This window comes from Sediminibacterium soli (genome assembly GCF_009939225.1).
Lineage (GTDB): Bacteria > Bacteroidota > Bacteroidia > Chitinophagales > Chitinophagaceae > Sediminibacterium > Sediminibacterium soli.
Map to the genome: position 1 here is coordinate 193,664 of NZ_JAACJR010000008.1, position 16,662 is coordinate 210,325.

Below are 16,662 nucleotides of genomic sequence, written 5' to 3' on the forward strand. Positions count from 1 at the left end.
AACTTTTCTCATAAGTGTTGGATTTTGGATCAGATACAACCTCCCGTTCCGCTGTTGAAACCTGGTGTTATACCCCTGAAACAGTGACAGCTGAAGCAGATCGCCGGTGTATTGTCTGACAAATAAAAACGGCAAAATCCTGTTGCTGCTACAATGTTTCGGGGATAATGATACAATTTTTACACTAAAACGAAAAAAAAATTGAAATATTTTGATTGGCGCATATAAAAAAGGCCGTTCTCTCGAACGGCCCCGGGGGTATAAAGTAATCGGTATTATCCTTTGGCTTTGATCAGCTGTATCACCTGGCGTTGTGTGCCCTGTATGATCTCTGCGTAATAGGTTCCGCTGGTATAGTTGTGTCCTATCTGCAGCGTGCTGTTGGCACCGATCTGCGATTTTGCATCGACCACCCTGCCTGTTCCGTCCATCACACGCAGGTTCAGCGGCGCCTGGCTGGCACTGTTGAATTTCAGCGTGAAATAGGTAGTGCTCGGATTCGGCATCACCAGTACTTTCAATGTTTCCGGTTCCGCGGCGATGGTAACGGCTTCTTTTGTAACCATGGCGCCTTCTGTTGTTACCGAGCCCTGCGTGGTACCGGTTGAGGCAAAAGCCGCCGATGTGGTGCCGCATGGCGCCTGGTCGCAGCTGCCCAGCCTGTCGTCTTCATCACCCTTGCCACAGTTGCCATGCACCAGGTGCGCAGGAACCGCATTGATGGACACTTCTATGGTTACGGTCGGGTTCTTCTTGCTCGATGTTCTGTGGCAGATATACACTTTCTTACCGTTGCTGCCCGGTACGCGGATATCGGTTACACAGATGGTGATATAACTTGTTGCAGTGCATCCGTACTTATTGGTGGCTGTTACCACAAAAGTGTAGCTACCTGCCGCAGAAGGCGTAAACGTAGGCGCGGCGCTGCTGGTTGAATTCAGTTTGTTTACCGCACTGCCGCTCCATGCATAGCTGTAGGGAGCACCCGCAGAAGGCAGCTGGCCTACCTGCAGCTTAGTGCTTTGTGCGCCATAGCCGAGGTACAGGTTGGTAGAAGCCCCGCCGGTATAGGTACTGCTGGTTGGCACAGAAGACACGCTTACGCTAAAGGCAGGTACCACGGTAATGATCTGTACCGACGTACTGTAGTTACCCGCAGCATCGGTTGCTTTCCAGGTACGTGTGATCTGGCTGCCGTTTACCACATCGGTATAGGTGGTCGTAACGGCGCTGCAGGCATCGCTGGCAACAGGGCGACCCGTTACGGAAGGATCTGTTGAAGAACCGCAGGCGACGGTGATATCAGCCACATCGCTGATCGTGGGTTTGGCATCGTCTTTTACGATAACGGTCTGTTCCTGGATGGTGGTATTGCCGTTACCATCGTCGTATTTCCAGTGGATCACATACGTGCCCTGCGCTGTATAGGTAAGCGGATCGGTTGTGGTACCAACAATGGTTCCCTTACAGTTATCCGTGGCCTTCGGTGCATTTGCGGGCTCGGTGCTGTGTGTGCAGCTATAGTCGTCGTCGGAAGACCATCCGTAGTAATCGCCAAGATAAGATATGAGCATGCTTACGACGCTCCTGTACTGGTAAGCGTAGTCTGCACAATCGCAGGCTGTGCCCGCAGCCAGGCTTACCGAACACTGGCCGGTAATAACGGGCAGTGTGGCCACATTGGGTACAGGCGCTGTTCCGTCAGTCAGCGTTACGGTAAATGTTGTGGTGGCAGAACCGCAGGCATTTACAGCTTTTACCACCACGGTGGTAACGCCTGTATTAAACACCGCGCCGCTGCCTGTTCCGTTACCGCTGCCTGTGGTGGCACCGCTGAATGTATAGGTTATGGCTGACGCGGCAGGATCTGCCGTTATGTTTACCGGATAAGTTACAGGTGCATTGCAGCCTGTTGCACCGGCAGGTGTTTTTGCTGTTACATTATCTGCACTCAATACAGGTGCAATACAGGCCGGACTGACGGTAATCGTTACCGAAACCGTTGTGGTGCAGCCCTGCTGTGTGGTTACCGTATAATTGATCGCTGTGTTGCCTGCTGTGACGCCGGTTACCAGTCCGCTCGCATTTACCGTTGCGATATCGGCATTGTCGCTGCTCCACACACCGCCTGAAACCGTATTGGCCAACTGGGTGGTTGAACCCGCCCGCACAGCCGTGTTACCGGTTATCGCAGGAAGTACCACCGGTGTGGCAATGGTTACATTGGTTACGGCAGCAGGCGATATACAACCGTTCACCGTTGCGGTTACCTGGTAGGCACCGTTGGCAGTTACCGTGATAGATGCTGTTGTGGCGCCATTGCTCCAGGCCAGTTCGCCGGCAGCGGCTGTTGACAATACGGTGCTGCCGCAATTGCTGACAACGGTAACCATGGGTGCAGCCGGTACGGCTTTTGGCGCGGCCACCACCGATGCAGGGGCGCTTGTGCAGTTGTTGACCGACTGTGTCACTGTATAGGTACCCGCGTTCACTGTAATGGCAGCAGTGGCAGCGCCGGTGCTCCATACCAGGCCTGAACCTGCTGCGGTGAGCAGGGAACTGCCGCAGTTATCGCTCACCGCCACCGCCGGAGGGGCGGGGATGGCTTTCGGGGCAGCCACCGCAGAAGCGGCAGCACTGGTACAACCGTCAACGGTTTGTGTAACGGTAAAGGTGCCGGCATTCACTACGCTGATGGAACTGGCAGTGGCGCCGGTGCTCCATACCAGGTTGGTACCGGTGGCGGTCAGCACCGAACCTCCGCAATTATCTGCAACACTTACAACCGGTGCGGCCGGTACGGGTATCACCGTAATCACCTGGCTGCCGTAGGTGCTGTTGTTGCTTGCGTCTACGGCTTTCCAGGTACGTGTTACTGTATTGCCGTTTACAGACTCTGTCATGGTAACAACAGGAGCCGGATCAAAATTATCTGTGGCCGTTACGGTTGGCACCGATGGCAATACACCGCAGTTAGCGATGGTATTGGCCGGTACGCCGTTCAGTACGGGGCCGGTTATATCGTTGACCGTTACTTTCTGAATACCGGAAGCTGTATTTCCGGCAGCATCGGTTGCAGTCCAGACAATGCTGGTTACGCCCAGCGGGAATACCGCAGGGATGGTGCCATGTGTTACAACGGGCACACCACAGTTGTCTGTGGCGGTGGCCACACCCACATTGATGCCGGTGCCGGTATTGGCAACGATATCTGCAGGAAGCACGAGCACCGGAGCGGTGTTGTCTGCCACCGTTACAACAAACGTAGCGGCAGCGGTATTGCCGGTGACATCTTTTGCCGTTACCGTAACCGTTGTGTTTCCGATGGGGAACTGGGTGCCGGGGTTCTGGCTGTAGGTGATGGTTACCGGATCGCCGGAGTCATCGGTTGCCGTTGCGGTAAAATTCGCCACGGCAGCACAGGCCGTTGCACTCAGCGTAACCGGTGCGGGAACCGTGATTACGGGAGGCAGTACGTCAACCGGACGGGTAACCACCACATTCTGACCCTGGGTTGCGGTGTTGCCATGACCATCGTCGTATTTCCAGAGAATGGTATAGGTACCGGCGTTGGCATAGGTAAGCGGGCTCACTGTGGTTGCGGTGATGGTACCGGCGCAATCGTCGGTTGCCGTTGGGAATACGGTCACTGTTGCGGGTGATACCAGGTTAAGTGTGGGCAGTTGTGTCAGCACCGGCACCGGTGCAACACGGTCTTCCACCGTTACCGTTACACCTTCGGAAATGGTTACTTTACCGCTGTTGGTTACGCCGATGGCATACCTGCCCGATTGCGTGGCCGTATAGGAAATGGCGGTTGCGCCTTCTATCAGGGTATCGTTGCGGAACCACTGGTAAGCGCTACCGGTGTTGGGGTTGGTCAATGTTACAGAACCGGAAGGACAGAAACTGAGCGGTCCGCTGGCAGCAATCGGTGCAATATTGGTCACATTTACACGAACACTCTTGTTCACCACGCAGTTCACGAACGGAACGGTAACGGTATACGTGCCCGAAGAAGGCAGCTGCGCATTGTTTACGGAAACCGTCTGGCCGGTTGCGCTGAAATTATTTGGTCCGTTCCAGAAATATTGTGTTCCGCCGTTGCTGAACAGTTTGATCGTACTTCCAACGGCAAAATTGGCGCCGTTGGCCTGTGCGATAACAGGAGGCTCGCTATACAAAACGCAGGTACCGCTTCCCTTCTCGGTAGAATAGTAGGTAGCCCAGTTAGACGCCAGCCCCTGCAACGCAAAATTCTGCAGCAATCCGTGGTTTGCCTGGGCGGTGGCATCAACCAGTTGGGTGATGGAGCTATTGTCGGCATCGCCAAAGCCCTGGTTGAATTTATAGTAGGCCACGAGGTTGGACTGCTGTGCGGGGATCAGCTCACATTTCATGTTGTTGATGATCTCGCACTGGCTGAGCGCCCTGTTCCATATGCGGGCCTCATCTACATAACCGCGGTAGTATTCGGTGAATCCGGGTTGCTGACCCAGCACCAGGTCGTTGGTGTTCTGTGTGATGGTACCGTACACTTCTTTTGATGCGCTCAGTACGCCATCAAGATAGATACGCATATAATAACCATCATAGGTGGCGGCCACATGGTGCCACTGGTTCAGGCCGGGATAAGGGGCGGCCAGTATGTTCCACTGTCCGTTTACATGCAGGTAGAAGGTATAAGACGACCATGCATTGTCGGTTCTCGGGAAGATATAACCGTTGTTGGCGCTCAGGGATGATTTAGACATTACATCCTGAATAGCCCTTGTATTGTCAGTGGGATACAGCCAGGCTTCGAGCGAAAGCTGCGTATTCATGTTCAGTGAAGAAGCGTTGGGAACGGTTATCTGGTCGTTCACGCCATCGAAATGCAGGCTGTATGCCTTGAATGCCACCTGCAGCCTGGTATTGGCGGTGGTGGTACATCCGTTACCGGTAACGGCAACCGAGTACAGACCGCTCATAGCCGTGGTGCTGTTGCTGATCACGGGATTCTGCTCGATGGAAGTAAAACCGTTGGGGCCTGTCCAGCTCCAGGAAGTGCCGCCGGATACGGTTAACTGAATAGGCTGTCCCACTTCCACCACCGGGCCATTGCTGCCGATCGTTACGGCAGTTGCCTGGAAGGGTGTGCAGGTTGCATTGTTTACAGAACCGCCGCTGGTCCAGTTGGAGAGCAGGCTGTTGAGATCGAAATTAAACAGGGTTCCGTTGTTGGCATAACCGCTGGAGTCAACCAGTGTTGTCTGGCCGGTATTGTTGATATCCTGAAGTCCCTGGTTAAAACGGTAATACGCTGAGAGACCGGTCAGTCCGGCAAGACCATTGTTGGCGCCGTTCAGTTCACAGGTGATATTGTTCTGAAGTTCGCACTGAGAGAGTGCCCTGTTCCAGATACGCATTTCATCAAGCTTGCCTTTGTAATGCTGTACATAGCCGGGCTGGCCACCGAGTATCATGTCTGCACTGCTCCAGTTCACGTTGCCCGGAAGGTTTTCCGATTTAACAAGCAGGCCATTGATATAGATGCGGAGATCAAAGCCGTCGTAAGTTGTCGCAACATGCGTCCATTTGTTCAACCCGGGGAAAGGCACTGCGTATGATTGCCATACACCGTTCACGGTAAGCCATACGGCGCAGTTCATCCAGCCGTCGTCTGTGCGCGGGAAAATAAAACCTTTGTCGGGCGATACGGTTGCTTTTGACACCACCGACTGCATAGCCGGCGAAGCGCTGGTAGGAAACATCCAGGTTTCCAGCGTAAAGCTGTTGCTGTTCAGGCTGGCGCTGTTGGCTATCCTGATCTCGTCATCCACACCGTCAAACAAAAGCGCTTTGGCCCTGTCGGCCACGGCGATGGTTGTACTTGCCGAGGCGCTGCAGCCATTCCTGGTAACCGTAACCGTATAAATACCGGCAGAAGCCAGCGAAGCACTTGTTACCACTGCGTTCTGGGCGGTGGAAGTAAAACCGTTGGGACCCACCCATGCGTAGCTGTCGCCGCCCGATGCGGTAAGGTTGATGTTATCGCCAACCGCTACGGCGGCAGACAGACTGCCGGCTGTTGCCTGTACGGGAACATAGGCGCCGCACTGGCTGCCGGTGGTTACCGCGCCGGTGGTCCAGTTGGAGGTAAGACCTGTAAGCAGGAATCCGTTGAGTGTACCGTTGTTGCCGTTCGGACTGGCATCGTACGCCGTTGTCTCGAGTGCATTGGCAACACCGACCTGGCCCTGGTTGAATTTATAATAGGCGGCCAGACCTGTTTCGGATCCGGACAGTTCACAATCCTTGCTGTTGCTGATCTCACAGGCTGACAGCGCGCGGTTCCAGATACGCACCTCATCTAAAGAACCGGTGAAATATTCGTTGGTATAACCCGTCTGGTTGCCCAGTGTAACCGGGTTGGTGTTTACTTTGATGTTTCCGGATGCCGCCAGCGAACCTGCCAGCACGCCATCGATGAATATGCGCATATAGAAGCCATCATAGGTAGCCGCCAGGTGGTGCCACTGATTGGCTTTGTCGGTTCCGTAATTTACTTCCAGTATTTTCCACTCGGTGTTTACATACAGCATGAAACGAAGGTGTCTCCAGCCGTCGTCGGTTCTTGGAAAGATATAACCGTTGTTGGTAGAGTAAGAAGATTTGGAGATCACATCCTGCTTGCCCGAGGTAACAGAAAATTTAACCCATGCTTCCAGTGTGATATTGCTGCTGATGTTCAGTGAACCATTGTCGGGAATGATCACCGAGTTCCTCACGCCCGGTGCAGACGACTGGTAAAGAAAATGCAATCCGGATCCGGCTGTCTGGGCAGATGCCTGCGAAGCGAGTACGATGATACCCAGCACTGCAAATAATTTAAGCACAGAAAACGATGAGGCGGATTTCGTTTTGGTGTAAAATTTCAGATCCATGTCGAACGTAAAATTTGAATCAATGGTAAAAGCCGTTATTGGATGTACGGATGTTTTTTCAAAGGATATTTACGCGACAGATCAACCACTTCCCCTACAGGCATCGGTATGCTATGTAGATATTATACTACAAATGTAGCAAAAACCCCTGTGTCTCAAAATTTTTTTTAACATTTTTTAGGGATACCCAAATCTTTAATGTGTTTCTAAGATGGCTCTAATTCCCAAGGGATAAATTGATTTCTATTTAATTGAAAATAAATATATTATACTATACAAAATAATACAGTTCGTTAATGTAAATATGTGTTTAAACGTTAAATAACGGGTGAAATAGCCCGGTGAATTAGCGGTAAAGAACCAAGACTATCACTACAAGGCTTGTAGTTGAACCACCTGTGTGGCAATAAAATGTAGCCGGGATCGTTGCAATTTCGTGGCGGCGGGTGCGGAATCAATACGGGTAAGAAATAAGAAAGGATCGCGGCTATGCGATCCTTGGTTGGGAGGTCCCGACCAGATTCGAACTGGTGTGGAAGCTTTTGCAGAGCTCTGCCTAACCCCTCGGCCACAGGACCTTTCCGAAAGGACCGCGAAAATAAAGCAAACAGCCGAATTTTAAAATTCTAAATCCGAAAACACGAGATTTGCTGCCAATACAATTATATGGACAGAATTGCAGAAAGTGAACTCATCATCAATGCGCGCGGCGCGGTGTACCATCTTGACCTGAGACCCGAAGAACTGGCTTCCACCATCATCACCGTAGGCGATCCCGACCGCGTGAAAGAAGTCAGCAAACATTTCGATTCGGCGGAGATCACCCGCAGTCACCGCGAGTTCGTTTCCCATACAGGGTATATCGGCGCAAAGCGCCTCACCGTTGTATCAACCGGTATCGGAACAGACAATATAGACATCGTGCTGAACGAACTGGATGCGCTGGCCAATATCGATTTTGCCTCGCGCACCATCAAACCCCGGCCAACGCATCTGACCATTATCCGCATCGGCACATCCGGATCGCTGCAGGCCGATGTGCCGGTTGACAGTTATGTGGCGAGTACGCACGGGCTGGGCATCGACAACCTGCTGAATTTTTACCGCGTGCAGAACAACGACGAAGAAGCGGAGATACTTCACGCATTTAACAGGCACACCCGGATAAATGCCGGACTGGCTGCACCCTATATTGCTTCTGCCGGCGCTTCTGTGCAGAAATATTTTGTGGAGGGGTTTCATCATGGTATTACGGTTACCTGTCCGGGATTCTACGGTCCGCAGGGCCGGGTATTGCGCCTGCCGCTGGTGTATCCTGAATTCATCGACCAGCTTACCAGTTTCCGCTACGGCAGTTACCGCATCACCAATTTTGAAATGGAAACCAGCGGTATATATGGTCTGGGTAAATTACTGGCACACCATTGCCTCAGTCTCAGCGCCATCGTGGCCAACCGCATTCACCGGAATTTCAGTAAAGACGGTACCAAAGCGGTGGAAGACCTGATCGTCAAAAGCCTGGGCATTATCGCCGGTATCAAATAATTTCAGAAATTCGCTTCAAACAGCTTTGCGCATCAACCACGCGGGTGAGCAGGGAAACGGGTAATACACATGACAATCACTTTCTACAAATACCAGGGCACCGGCAACGATTTTGTGATCATCGATAACCGCAAGGGAGATATCGAACTCACCGTTAACCAGGTTAAACACCTCTGCGACCGCCGTTTCGGCATCGGCGCAGACGGACTGATGCTGCTGCAGACCCTGCCGGGTTATGATTTCGAGATGGTTTACTACAATGCCGACGGGCGCGAAAGCAGTATGTGCGGCAACGGCGGGAGATGCCTGACGAAATTTGCCTACGATATGGGCATGCACCAGGACAAATTCCGTTTCCTGGCCGTGGACGGAGAACACGAGGCAGCGATGGCCGATCACGGTTGGATCAACCTGAAAATGAAAAACGTGCACACCATCGAAAACCGCCATGGAGATGCCGTGCTCGATACGGGATCGCCGCACTATGTAAAATCCGTACCGGATGTAATGGGGCTGGATGTTTTTGAGGAAGGCAGGGGCATCCGTTACAGCAAAGACTACCAGGAAGCAGGCATCAACGTGAATTTTGTGGAGAACCACGGAGACCGTATCATCGTACGCACCTATGAACGCGGTGTGGAAGACGAAACCTTCAGCTGCGGCACGGGGGTAACGGCAGCGGCGCTGGTATTTGCGCATAACGACAACGGTTTTAACCGCGTGGAGGTGAAGACAAAGGGCGGGAACCTGGCCGTTGAATTTGACAAGACCGGCGAACAGCGCTTCGAGAACATCTGGTTATGCGGACCGGCCACTTTTGTGTATAAAGGAATCATCAACATATAAGTACGGTTTACGAAGCAGGCAGTACGGTCGCATTTCTGACCTGTACTCGGTGGTTCGTACACTTCCTAAACCTTTTCCATGATCCAGTACTTCAGGAATATAGAAGGACAAACAATAGAGATAGACAGGCCCGACAGCGGCGTTTGGGTAAACCTGGTGCCGCCTTTCAGGGAAGAGGAATTCATTGAACTGGGCAAACAACTGGATATACCGATCGAATTTCTCCGCGACTCGCTGGATATTGACGAGCGGCCGCGTTATGAGACCGAAGACAATGTGAAGTTCGTGGTCATCAAAACCCCCACCGAGAACAATTCTTTCAACGACAGCGACGCGTATTATATCACCATCCCCATCTGTATCATCCTTACGCATACCCAGATCGTTACCGTTAACTCTTTTGATAACGGCGCCATCAAGAAATTCCTGAATTCCTTTCAGAAACGTCATCCCGATAAAAAGAATATGATGATCCTGAAGGTATTTGAGAAAGTGGTGCAGAATTTCATGGAATTCCTGAAAGAGATCAATCACCGCCGCAACCAGTACGAAACCAGCCTGTACAGCAGCAACAGCAACGAAGACCTGCTGCACCTGATGCGCATACAGAAAAGCCTGGTATATTTTGTAACGGCGCTGCGCAGCAACGAAATGCTGATGATGAAGCTGGAGAGAACCAATTTTCTCGGACTGAACGAGGAGGAAAGGGAATTTCTGCAGGACCTGATCGTTGATACCAGCCAGGCGCTTGAAATGGCAAATATCTATACCAATATCCTCAGCAGCACCATGGACGCGTTTGCCAGCATCATCAGCAATAACCTGAACAACGTGATGAAAAGGCTGACCTCCATTACGCTGATACTTTCCTTACCTATCCTTGTCACCAGTATCTACGGCATGAACGTAGACATCCCCTTCCAGCGCTCTAACCATGCGTTTTACATACCGGTGATCCTTTCAATCGGACTTTCGCTTTTCATCAGCTGGTATTTCATGAAGAAAAAATGGTTCTGATATGGCTTTGTTCAATGTAAGGGTATACGGTTTACTGTTCGACGAACAAAAAAGATTACTGGTGAGTGATGAATTCATCCGGGGCGAATACTTCACCAAACTGCCCGGCGGCGGACTTGAATTCGGGGAAGGCACAAGGGATTGCCTGAAAAGAGAATTCATGGAAGAGACCGGGCTGGAAGTGGAAATCGGCGACCATCTCTATACCACCGATTTTTTCCAGATATCCGCGTTCAACAGAAAAGACCAGATCATATCCATTTACTACCATGTTCGAGCGGTCTCCCCGCTCGCGCTCGAAACCAAAACGGCCTTATTCGATTTTGCGCCGCACCAGGTAGCCGACCCCGGCGGCGAAAGCGAAGTGTTCAGGTGGGTTCCCTGGAGTGAACTCTCGGAAGCCTCGATGACCCTGCCTATAGATAAGGTGGTGATTGGGTTGGTGAAGGGGGGAATTGAATGTTAAATGGGTGCATGGTTACATTGTTAAATGGCTGTATTGTTAGCTGGCTGTATGACCGGGGTGATAACAACCCCTTCAACAATGTAACCATGCACCCATTCAACCATATCCCCCCACTACTCCCTATCCAACCCCATCGCCGCTCTCTTCATTTTTGTGGCGGTTTCTTTACCAAGGTAGCGTTCAATCCGTTTTTCAATAAAATAGATCAGCGGCGTAAGAATAATGGCCATGGAGAATTTGTAACAGTAGTTTACCAGGCAGATGGCCAGCACCAGCTGCCAGCTCCAGCCGTTGCCGATCTTGAATGCGATAAACAAAACGATAAAACTGTCTACCAGCTGCGATACCAGCGTGGAGCCGGTTGCGCGTAACCAGATCCATTTTTCTCCGGTTGCTTTTTTGATCCGGTGAAACACCGTAACATCTATGATCTGGCTTACCAGGAATGCCGTCAGGCTGCCGAAAATGATCCACATGCCCTGGCCAAAAATACCGCTGAATGCATATTGCATATTGGGTACTCCCTGCTCCGCTTTGGAGCCGATCCAGAAATCCGCAGGCGGTATCTGCATGGCTGCATAGAACATGATAAAAGCATAAGAGATCAGCACCACCGCGGTATAGCTGATCCGCCGCACCGCTTTCGGACCGTAATATTCGTTGACGATATCGGTGATGATAAACTCCAGCGGCCATAACAGCACGCCGCAGGTCAGGTTAAAGGACAGGCCCGACTGTCCGAACAACCTGATATCCGCCGGTTTCCAGCCAAAAAATTTCTCGAGCGAGAATATCTTGCCGCCGATACATTCGGCGATCAGCGCGTTGGCTACGAAAAAAGCGGAGATACCAAGGAAGAGCTTGGTGGACTTACTTTTCAGGATATCGTGTATCATTTAAACAAGTATGAGATGAACGAGTATTTGCGCAGCAAAAAAAAGTATGTTAACCGTTACCAGCCAGGGCCTCACACCCAGGGGTAATTTGCGCAACGCCCTTGTCAGGTACAATATGCAGACAAAAAGATTCAGTAAAGGCGCTACCGGAAACCAGCCCAGCACAATGATGACCCCGCTGATGGCGTCGTTCTGTATAAAGTCGCGTGTATGCTGTATCAGCAGGCATACCACAAACAGCAGGTTACAGATAAAAGCAAAACGGGAAAGAAAGGCAGTCAGGCGCATGAGAAGGAAAAGTCAAAATTCAAAAGTCAAATTCAAATGACGTATAACGTACAACTTAGGACTTTTTTCGGATTTTGTCTTTTGAATTTTGCCTTTTCCTTAGGTTTGTCAGGCTTAAAACATACTAATGAAGACATTTCAGTGGAAATCCCTGGTTCCCCATCTTATTGCCATCGCTGTTTTCCTGGTGGTGGCGCTGGTCTATTGCAAACCCACCCTCGAAGGCAAGGTATTGCAGCAGCATGATGTGACGCAATGGAAGGGCATGGCCCAGAATTCGTTTGTGTACAAAGAGAAACATGGGTATTTCCCCCTCTGGTCAAACGGTATGTTCAGCGGTATGCCTGCATTCCAGATCACCAGCGTGGGCACCAACCCGGTCTCTATCGTATATGCCAATAATATCCTTACACTGAACCTCCCCAAACCGGTGAGTTTCTTTTTCCTGGCCTGCGTGTGTTTTTATTTCCTGAGCCAGGTGCTGAAAGTAAACCCGTATGTAGGGCTGTTCGGTGCGCTGGCCTATGCCTATACCACCTATAATCCGATCATTGTTTCGGTGGGACACGATACCAAAATGATGGCGATCGCCTACCTGCCTGCGTTTGTGGCATCGCTGCTGATGCTCTATAACAAGAAATACCGCTGGGGAACGGCGCTTACGGCCCTGTTCACCGGTTTGCTGATATCGGTCAACCACCTGCAGATCACTTATTACGGTATGCTGATCGCGCTGGTCATCAGTATCAGTTTCGGGATCGACTGGCTGAAGAAAAAAGAATACAAACGACTGGCCACTTCTGTCGGACTGGTGATCGTTGCCGCTTTGCTGGGGGTGATGGTGAACGCCGTTTCGCTGCTCACCACCTATGAATATTCCAAACGCACCATACGCGGCGGCAGTGAACTGGCCGATGCAAAAAGCGCCACCACCAAAACCGGTCTTACCAAAGACTATGCGATGAGCTACAGCATGTACAAGACCGAACCGCTGGTGATGATGTTCCCCCGCCTGTACGGTGGCAGCTCGGGTAACCTGGAAGTGGCAGAAACCAAATCCAAAGCGATCGAATCACTGCAGCAGATGCCGCAGCAACTGGGACAGGTGGTACAGGGCGCGCTGCAGTTTTACTGGGGAGGGATCTATGAGAACGGAGGTACATCGGGACCACCCTATATCGGCGCCATCGTTTGTTTACTGGCTTTGATCGGTTTTGTGATACTCGACGGCAAACACAAATGGTGGATACTCACCGCCTGTATCCTTGCCATTTTAATGAGCTGGGGCAAATATTTTGAAGGGTTCAACAGCCTCCTGCTTTCCACCCTTCCCATGTACAATAAGTTCAGGGCGCCCAGTATGATCATCGTGATCCCCACACTCCTGCTGAGCATGATGGCCATACTGACGCTGAACAGGATCATCAGTGACCCCGACAGGGAACAGCTTTTCCTGAAATACAAAAAAGGACTGATCGCCGTGGCAGCCGTATTTGCATTGGCACTACTGGTTTATTTCATGAGCGATTTTACCGGTCTCAGCGACAAACAATTCAATGACCAGTTCGGTCCGCAGATTGCTTCTATTCCCGATCAGCAGCAGAAAGCAGCTATCCAGGAATCCACCAAATCTTTTTTCAGCGCACTGCGCGAAGACCGGAAGGATCTGTTCATGGGTTCCGTACTGCGTACATTGCTGTTTGTGGTGATCGCGGCGGCGGCACTGTTCCTGTATCTTAAACGCAAGATCAGCGCGCTTGTGCTTACTGTTGTGCTGGGCATATTCTCATTTGTCGACCTGATCGTGATCGATACTTTTTACCTGAATGAAAAACATTACCAGGATGCTGCCGAATACGATAACAGTTTCAAGCCCTCAGCCGTTGACGAACAGATACTGAAAGACACCGGCTATTACCGCATATTTGACTTCAGGTATGGTGCAGGCAATGCATTCAACGGCGGGGCATCCCCCTCCTATTTTCATAAATCGATCGGCGGTTACCATCCTGCCAAACTCAGTATCTACCAGGACCTGATTGAAAAACAGCTTTACAATTTTCCTAACTGCCTGCCCGTGATCGATATGCTGAACACCAAATACATTATCGCGGCGCAGAATGGCCAGGAGATAGCACAGGTAAACCCCAATGCACTGGGTGCGGCCTGGTTTGTAAAGAATATCACTTATAAAAAGACCAGTGCCGAGATCATGGATGCACTGACCGGTTTCAATCCAAGGGATACCGCATTGGTGGAAGAGTCTGCACGCGCGCAGAACCTGGCTGCGACGCCCGCTACAGACAGTTCGGCTTTTATCAAACTGGTGTATAACGACAATGATATCATCGAGTACCAGTCGTCATCCAAAGCCGCCGAATTTGCCGTATTCAGCGAAGTGTATTACGATGCAGGCTGGGTGGCCACTATCGATGGCAAAGAGACGCCGATCATCCGCACCAACTATGTGCTTCGCGGTCTGCAGGTGCCGGCAGGCAACCACAGGATTGTTTTTGCATTCAAACCCGCCTCTTTTTATCGCGGCAATACCGCTGCCATCGGCGCTTCGGCGATTATCTGGCTGATGCTGATCGGTGCGGCTGTTGCCAGCCTGCGTAAACCGAAAGAGACCGCCTGATGGAAAGCCCGGTAATACTGGGATTGGTATCGTATAAAGTCTTTCCGGCGCAGATGGGAGGACAAAAACACATCGTTGACTTTTACAGGGCGCTCGCCAAACAGACCCGCCTGGTGGTGGCTGCCGCGAGAGAAAATACCGGCACCGGGAACGAACTGTTCCCGGTGTTCCCTTTTTTATACAATCACTGGAAAGGCATGCTGAACATTTTTTACCTGTTCCGGCTGCGCAGGCTGATCAGAACGCATACAGTGGACCTTATCCTGGTGGAGCATTCCTATTTCGGCTTTCTGGCCATCCTGCTTCGCAAACTAACGGGCAAACCATATGCGATCCGCTCGCAGAACATAGAAGCCCACCGCTTTCGCGACCTGCGCAGGCCATGGTGGCGACTGTACGAACGTTACGAGCGGTGGGTGCACAAAAAAGCCGATCACAATTTTTTTATTACGGCAGAAGACAGTGACTGGGCGATTGGGCACTGGGGGCTGACGCCCGAGAAATGTTCCGTCAGCACCTATGGCACCGATATTGCCGCAGTGCTGCCGGGCCAGCGGGCGGCGGCAAAACAGGAACTGCTTCGCCGCCATGCATTGCCGCCTCATACCCGTATCTTCCTGTTCAACGGCACGCTTGACTACCTGCCCAATACGGATGCACTGCGTGTGATACTGACAGAGCTATTACCCCTGCTGAGACCAAAAAATCACTCTTTCCGTATCATCATATGCGGCAGCGGACTTGATACACAATGGAAAAAAGAGCTGGATGCCTGTCCCGAAGTTGTTTATGCCGGTTTTGTTGCCGATATCCGCCCTTATTTTCTCGGGGCCGACTGTCTGATCAACCCCATTACGCTGGGCGGCGGCATCCGCACAAAAATGATCGAGGCCCTGGCGCATCACCAGACCGTGATCTCTACCAGGAGCAGCGCGCATGGCGTGGCCGCCGGTACGGCCGGCAACAAACTGATCGTGGTGCCCGACTACGACTGGAAAGCATTTGCCGGCGCCATGCTGGCCCCCGAACTGCCTGCATCGGAGCCGGTACCGGCCGGGTTTTATACCGCCCATACCTGGAGCAACATTGTACGCCAGGCGCTGTTATCTTTGCAGGCCTTATGAATGGTACCCTTAAGATATCCGTGGTGATCTGTACCTACAACCGGGCTGCCTATATACAGGAAGCCATGGAGAGCCTGTATACGCAGACCCTGTCCCGCGATGCGTACGAGGTGATCGTTGTCAATAACAATTCCACGGACAATACCGAACTGATTTGCCGCGCCTTTATCGGATCTCATAACGATGCCCGTTTTTATTATTTCAACGAGCCGCAGCAGGGCGCTTCTTTTGCAAGGAATACCGGCGCAGGGCATGTGCAATCCCCGCTGCTGTGTTTTATGGACGACGACGCGGTGGCCGAGCAGGACTACCTGGAAAGGATCGTTCGTTTTTTTGAAACCCATCCGGGTGCAGGCGGACTGGGCGGCCGTATCATACCCCGGTACCTGCCTGCCGAGCCCAAGTGGATGAGCCATTATGTATCGTCGCTGGTAGGCCATTTTCATTACAGCGAAGAAGTAACGCCCTTCAAACCCGGCAAATACCCGCTGGAATCGAATATGATCATCCGGAAAGCGGATTTTGATGCGATCGGCGGATTCAACTCTGCCCTGCCGGGTGTTATGGGTACGCTGCGTATCGGCGGCGAAGGAAAGGATTTCTTTCTTCGCCTGCAGGCATTGGGCCGGACCATTTATTACGACCCCGCCATACGCGTTCACCATGTGGTGGAGACGGCCAAACTCACAAAAGAGTACCTGTACCGCGTTGCCAGCGGCATCGGCCGCGGCGAGCGCGTTCGCATGCTGCAGAAAGGACAGGCCAGTTACTATAAAAAAATAGCCGAATATTTTTTCAAACTGGGCGCTTCGGCAGTGCTTGGAATAAAATATACCTTGCAGGGGACACCTGCAAAAGCCGGACCCGTGATCAGGTTCCGGATAGATGCATTAAAAGGACTATTCAACCATTGATG

Annotated in this window: 10 protein-coding genes and 1 tRNA gene; 7 read left to right on the forward strand and 4 right to left on the reverse strand. The window is 51.7% G+C overall.

Annotation, left to right across the window (positions count from 1 at the left end; translation table 11 throughout):
* Nucleotides 1-275: 275 nt before the first annotated feature.
* Nucleotides 276-6,926 carry a LamG-like jellyroll fold domain-containing protein gene (locus GWC94_RS08075; protein WP_161834539.1) on the reverse strand — a complete coding sequence of 2,217 codons (6,651 nt, stop codon included), beginning with the start codon at nt 6,924-6,926 and terminating at the stop codon, nt 276-278.
* A gap of 507 nt (nt 6,927-7,433) precedes the next feature.
* Nucleotides 7,434-7,504 (reverse strand) — tRNA-Cys (locus GWC94_RS08080).
* Nucleotides 7,505-7,592: 88 nt separating this feature from the next.
* Here GWC94_RS08080 and GWC94_RS08085 point away from each other — a divergent pair.
* The 4 genes from GWC94_RS08085 to GWC94_RS08100 all read left to right on the forward strand — a co-directional run bounded on the left by GWC94_RS08085 (nt 7,593) and on the right by GWC94_RS08100 (nt 10,800).
* Entirely contained in the window at nt 7,593-8,471 is an 879-nt protein-coding gene (locus tag GWC94_RS08085) for a nucleoside phosphorylase (RefSeq protein WP_161834540.1), read from the forward strand.
* A gap of 69 nt (nt 8,472-8,540) precedes the next feature.
* A complete protein-coding gene (gene dapF / locus GWC94_RS08090) occupies nt 8,541-9,317 on the forward strand; it encodes a diaminopimelate epimerase (RefSeq protein WP_161834541.1) in 777 nt (258 codons plus the stop codon).
* Nucleotides 9,318-9,395: 78 nt separating this feature from the next.
* On the forward strand, nt 9,396-10,334 hold the full coding sequence (locus GWC94_RS08095) for a magnesium transporter CorA family protein (protein ID WP_161834542.1): 939 nt from the start codon (nt 9,396-9,398) through the stop codon (nt 10,332-10,334).
* 1 nt (nt 10,335) lies between these two features.
* On the forward strand, nt 10,336-10,800 hold the full coding sequence (locus GWC94_RS08100) for an NUDIX hydrolase (protein ID WP_161834543.1): 465 nt from the start codon (nt 10,336-10,338) through the stop codon (nt 10,798-10,800).
* A 113-nt stretch (nt 10,801-10,913) separates the two neighbouring features.
* Here the strand turns inward: GWC94_RS08100 and GWC94_RS08105 are convergent, their stop codons facing one another.
* A complete protein-coding gene (locus GWC94_RS08105; protein ID WP_161834544.1) occupies nt 10,914-11,696 on the reverse strand; it encodes a queuosine precursor transporter in 783 nt (260 codons plus the stop codon).
* Nucleotides 11,697-11,984, reverse strand: coding sequence for a hypothetical protein (locus GWC94_RS08110; protein ID WP_161834545.1), 288 nt, complete (start codon nt 11,982-11,984; stop codon nt 11,697-11,699).
* Between the two features lie 127 nt (nt 11,985-12,111).
* Between GWC94_RS08110 and GWC94_RS08115 the strand changes: the two genes are divergently transcribed.
* The 3 genes from GWC94_RS08115 to GWC94_RS08125 are packed head-to-tail and all read left to right on the forward strand — an operon-like array spanning nt 12,112 to nt 16,660.
* On the forward strand, nt 12,112-14,622 hold the full coding sequence (locus tag GWC94_RS08115; RefSeq protein WP_161834546.1) for a YfhO family protein: 2,511 nt from the start codon (nt 12,112-12,114) through the stop codon (nt 14,620-14,622).
* A complete protein-coding gene (locus GWC94_RS08120; RefSeq protein ID WP_161834547.1) occupies nt 14,622-15,746 on the forward strand; it encodes a glycosyltransferase family 4 protein in 1,125 nt (374 codons plus the stop codon). The genes GWC94_RS08115 and GWC94_RS08120 overlap by 1 nt, the downstream gene beginning before the upstream one ends.
* On the forward strand, nt 15,743-16,660 hold the full coding sequence (locus GWC94_RS08125; RefSeq protein ID WP_161834548.1) for a glycosyltransferase family 2 protein: 918 nt from the start codon (nt 15,743-15,745) through the stop codon (nt 16,658-16,660). The genes GWC94_RS08120 and GWC94_RS08125 overlap by 4 nt, the downstream gene beginning before the upstream one ends.
* Nucleotides 16,661-16,662 lie beyond the last annotated feature (2 nt).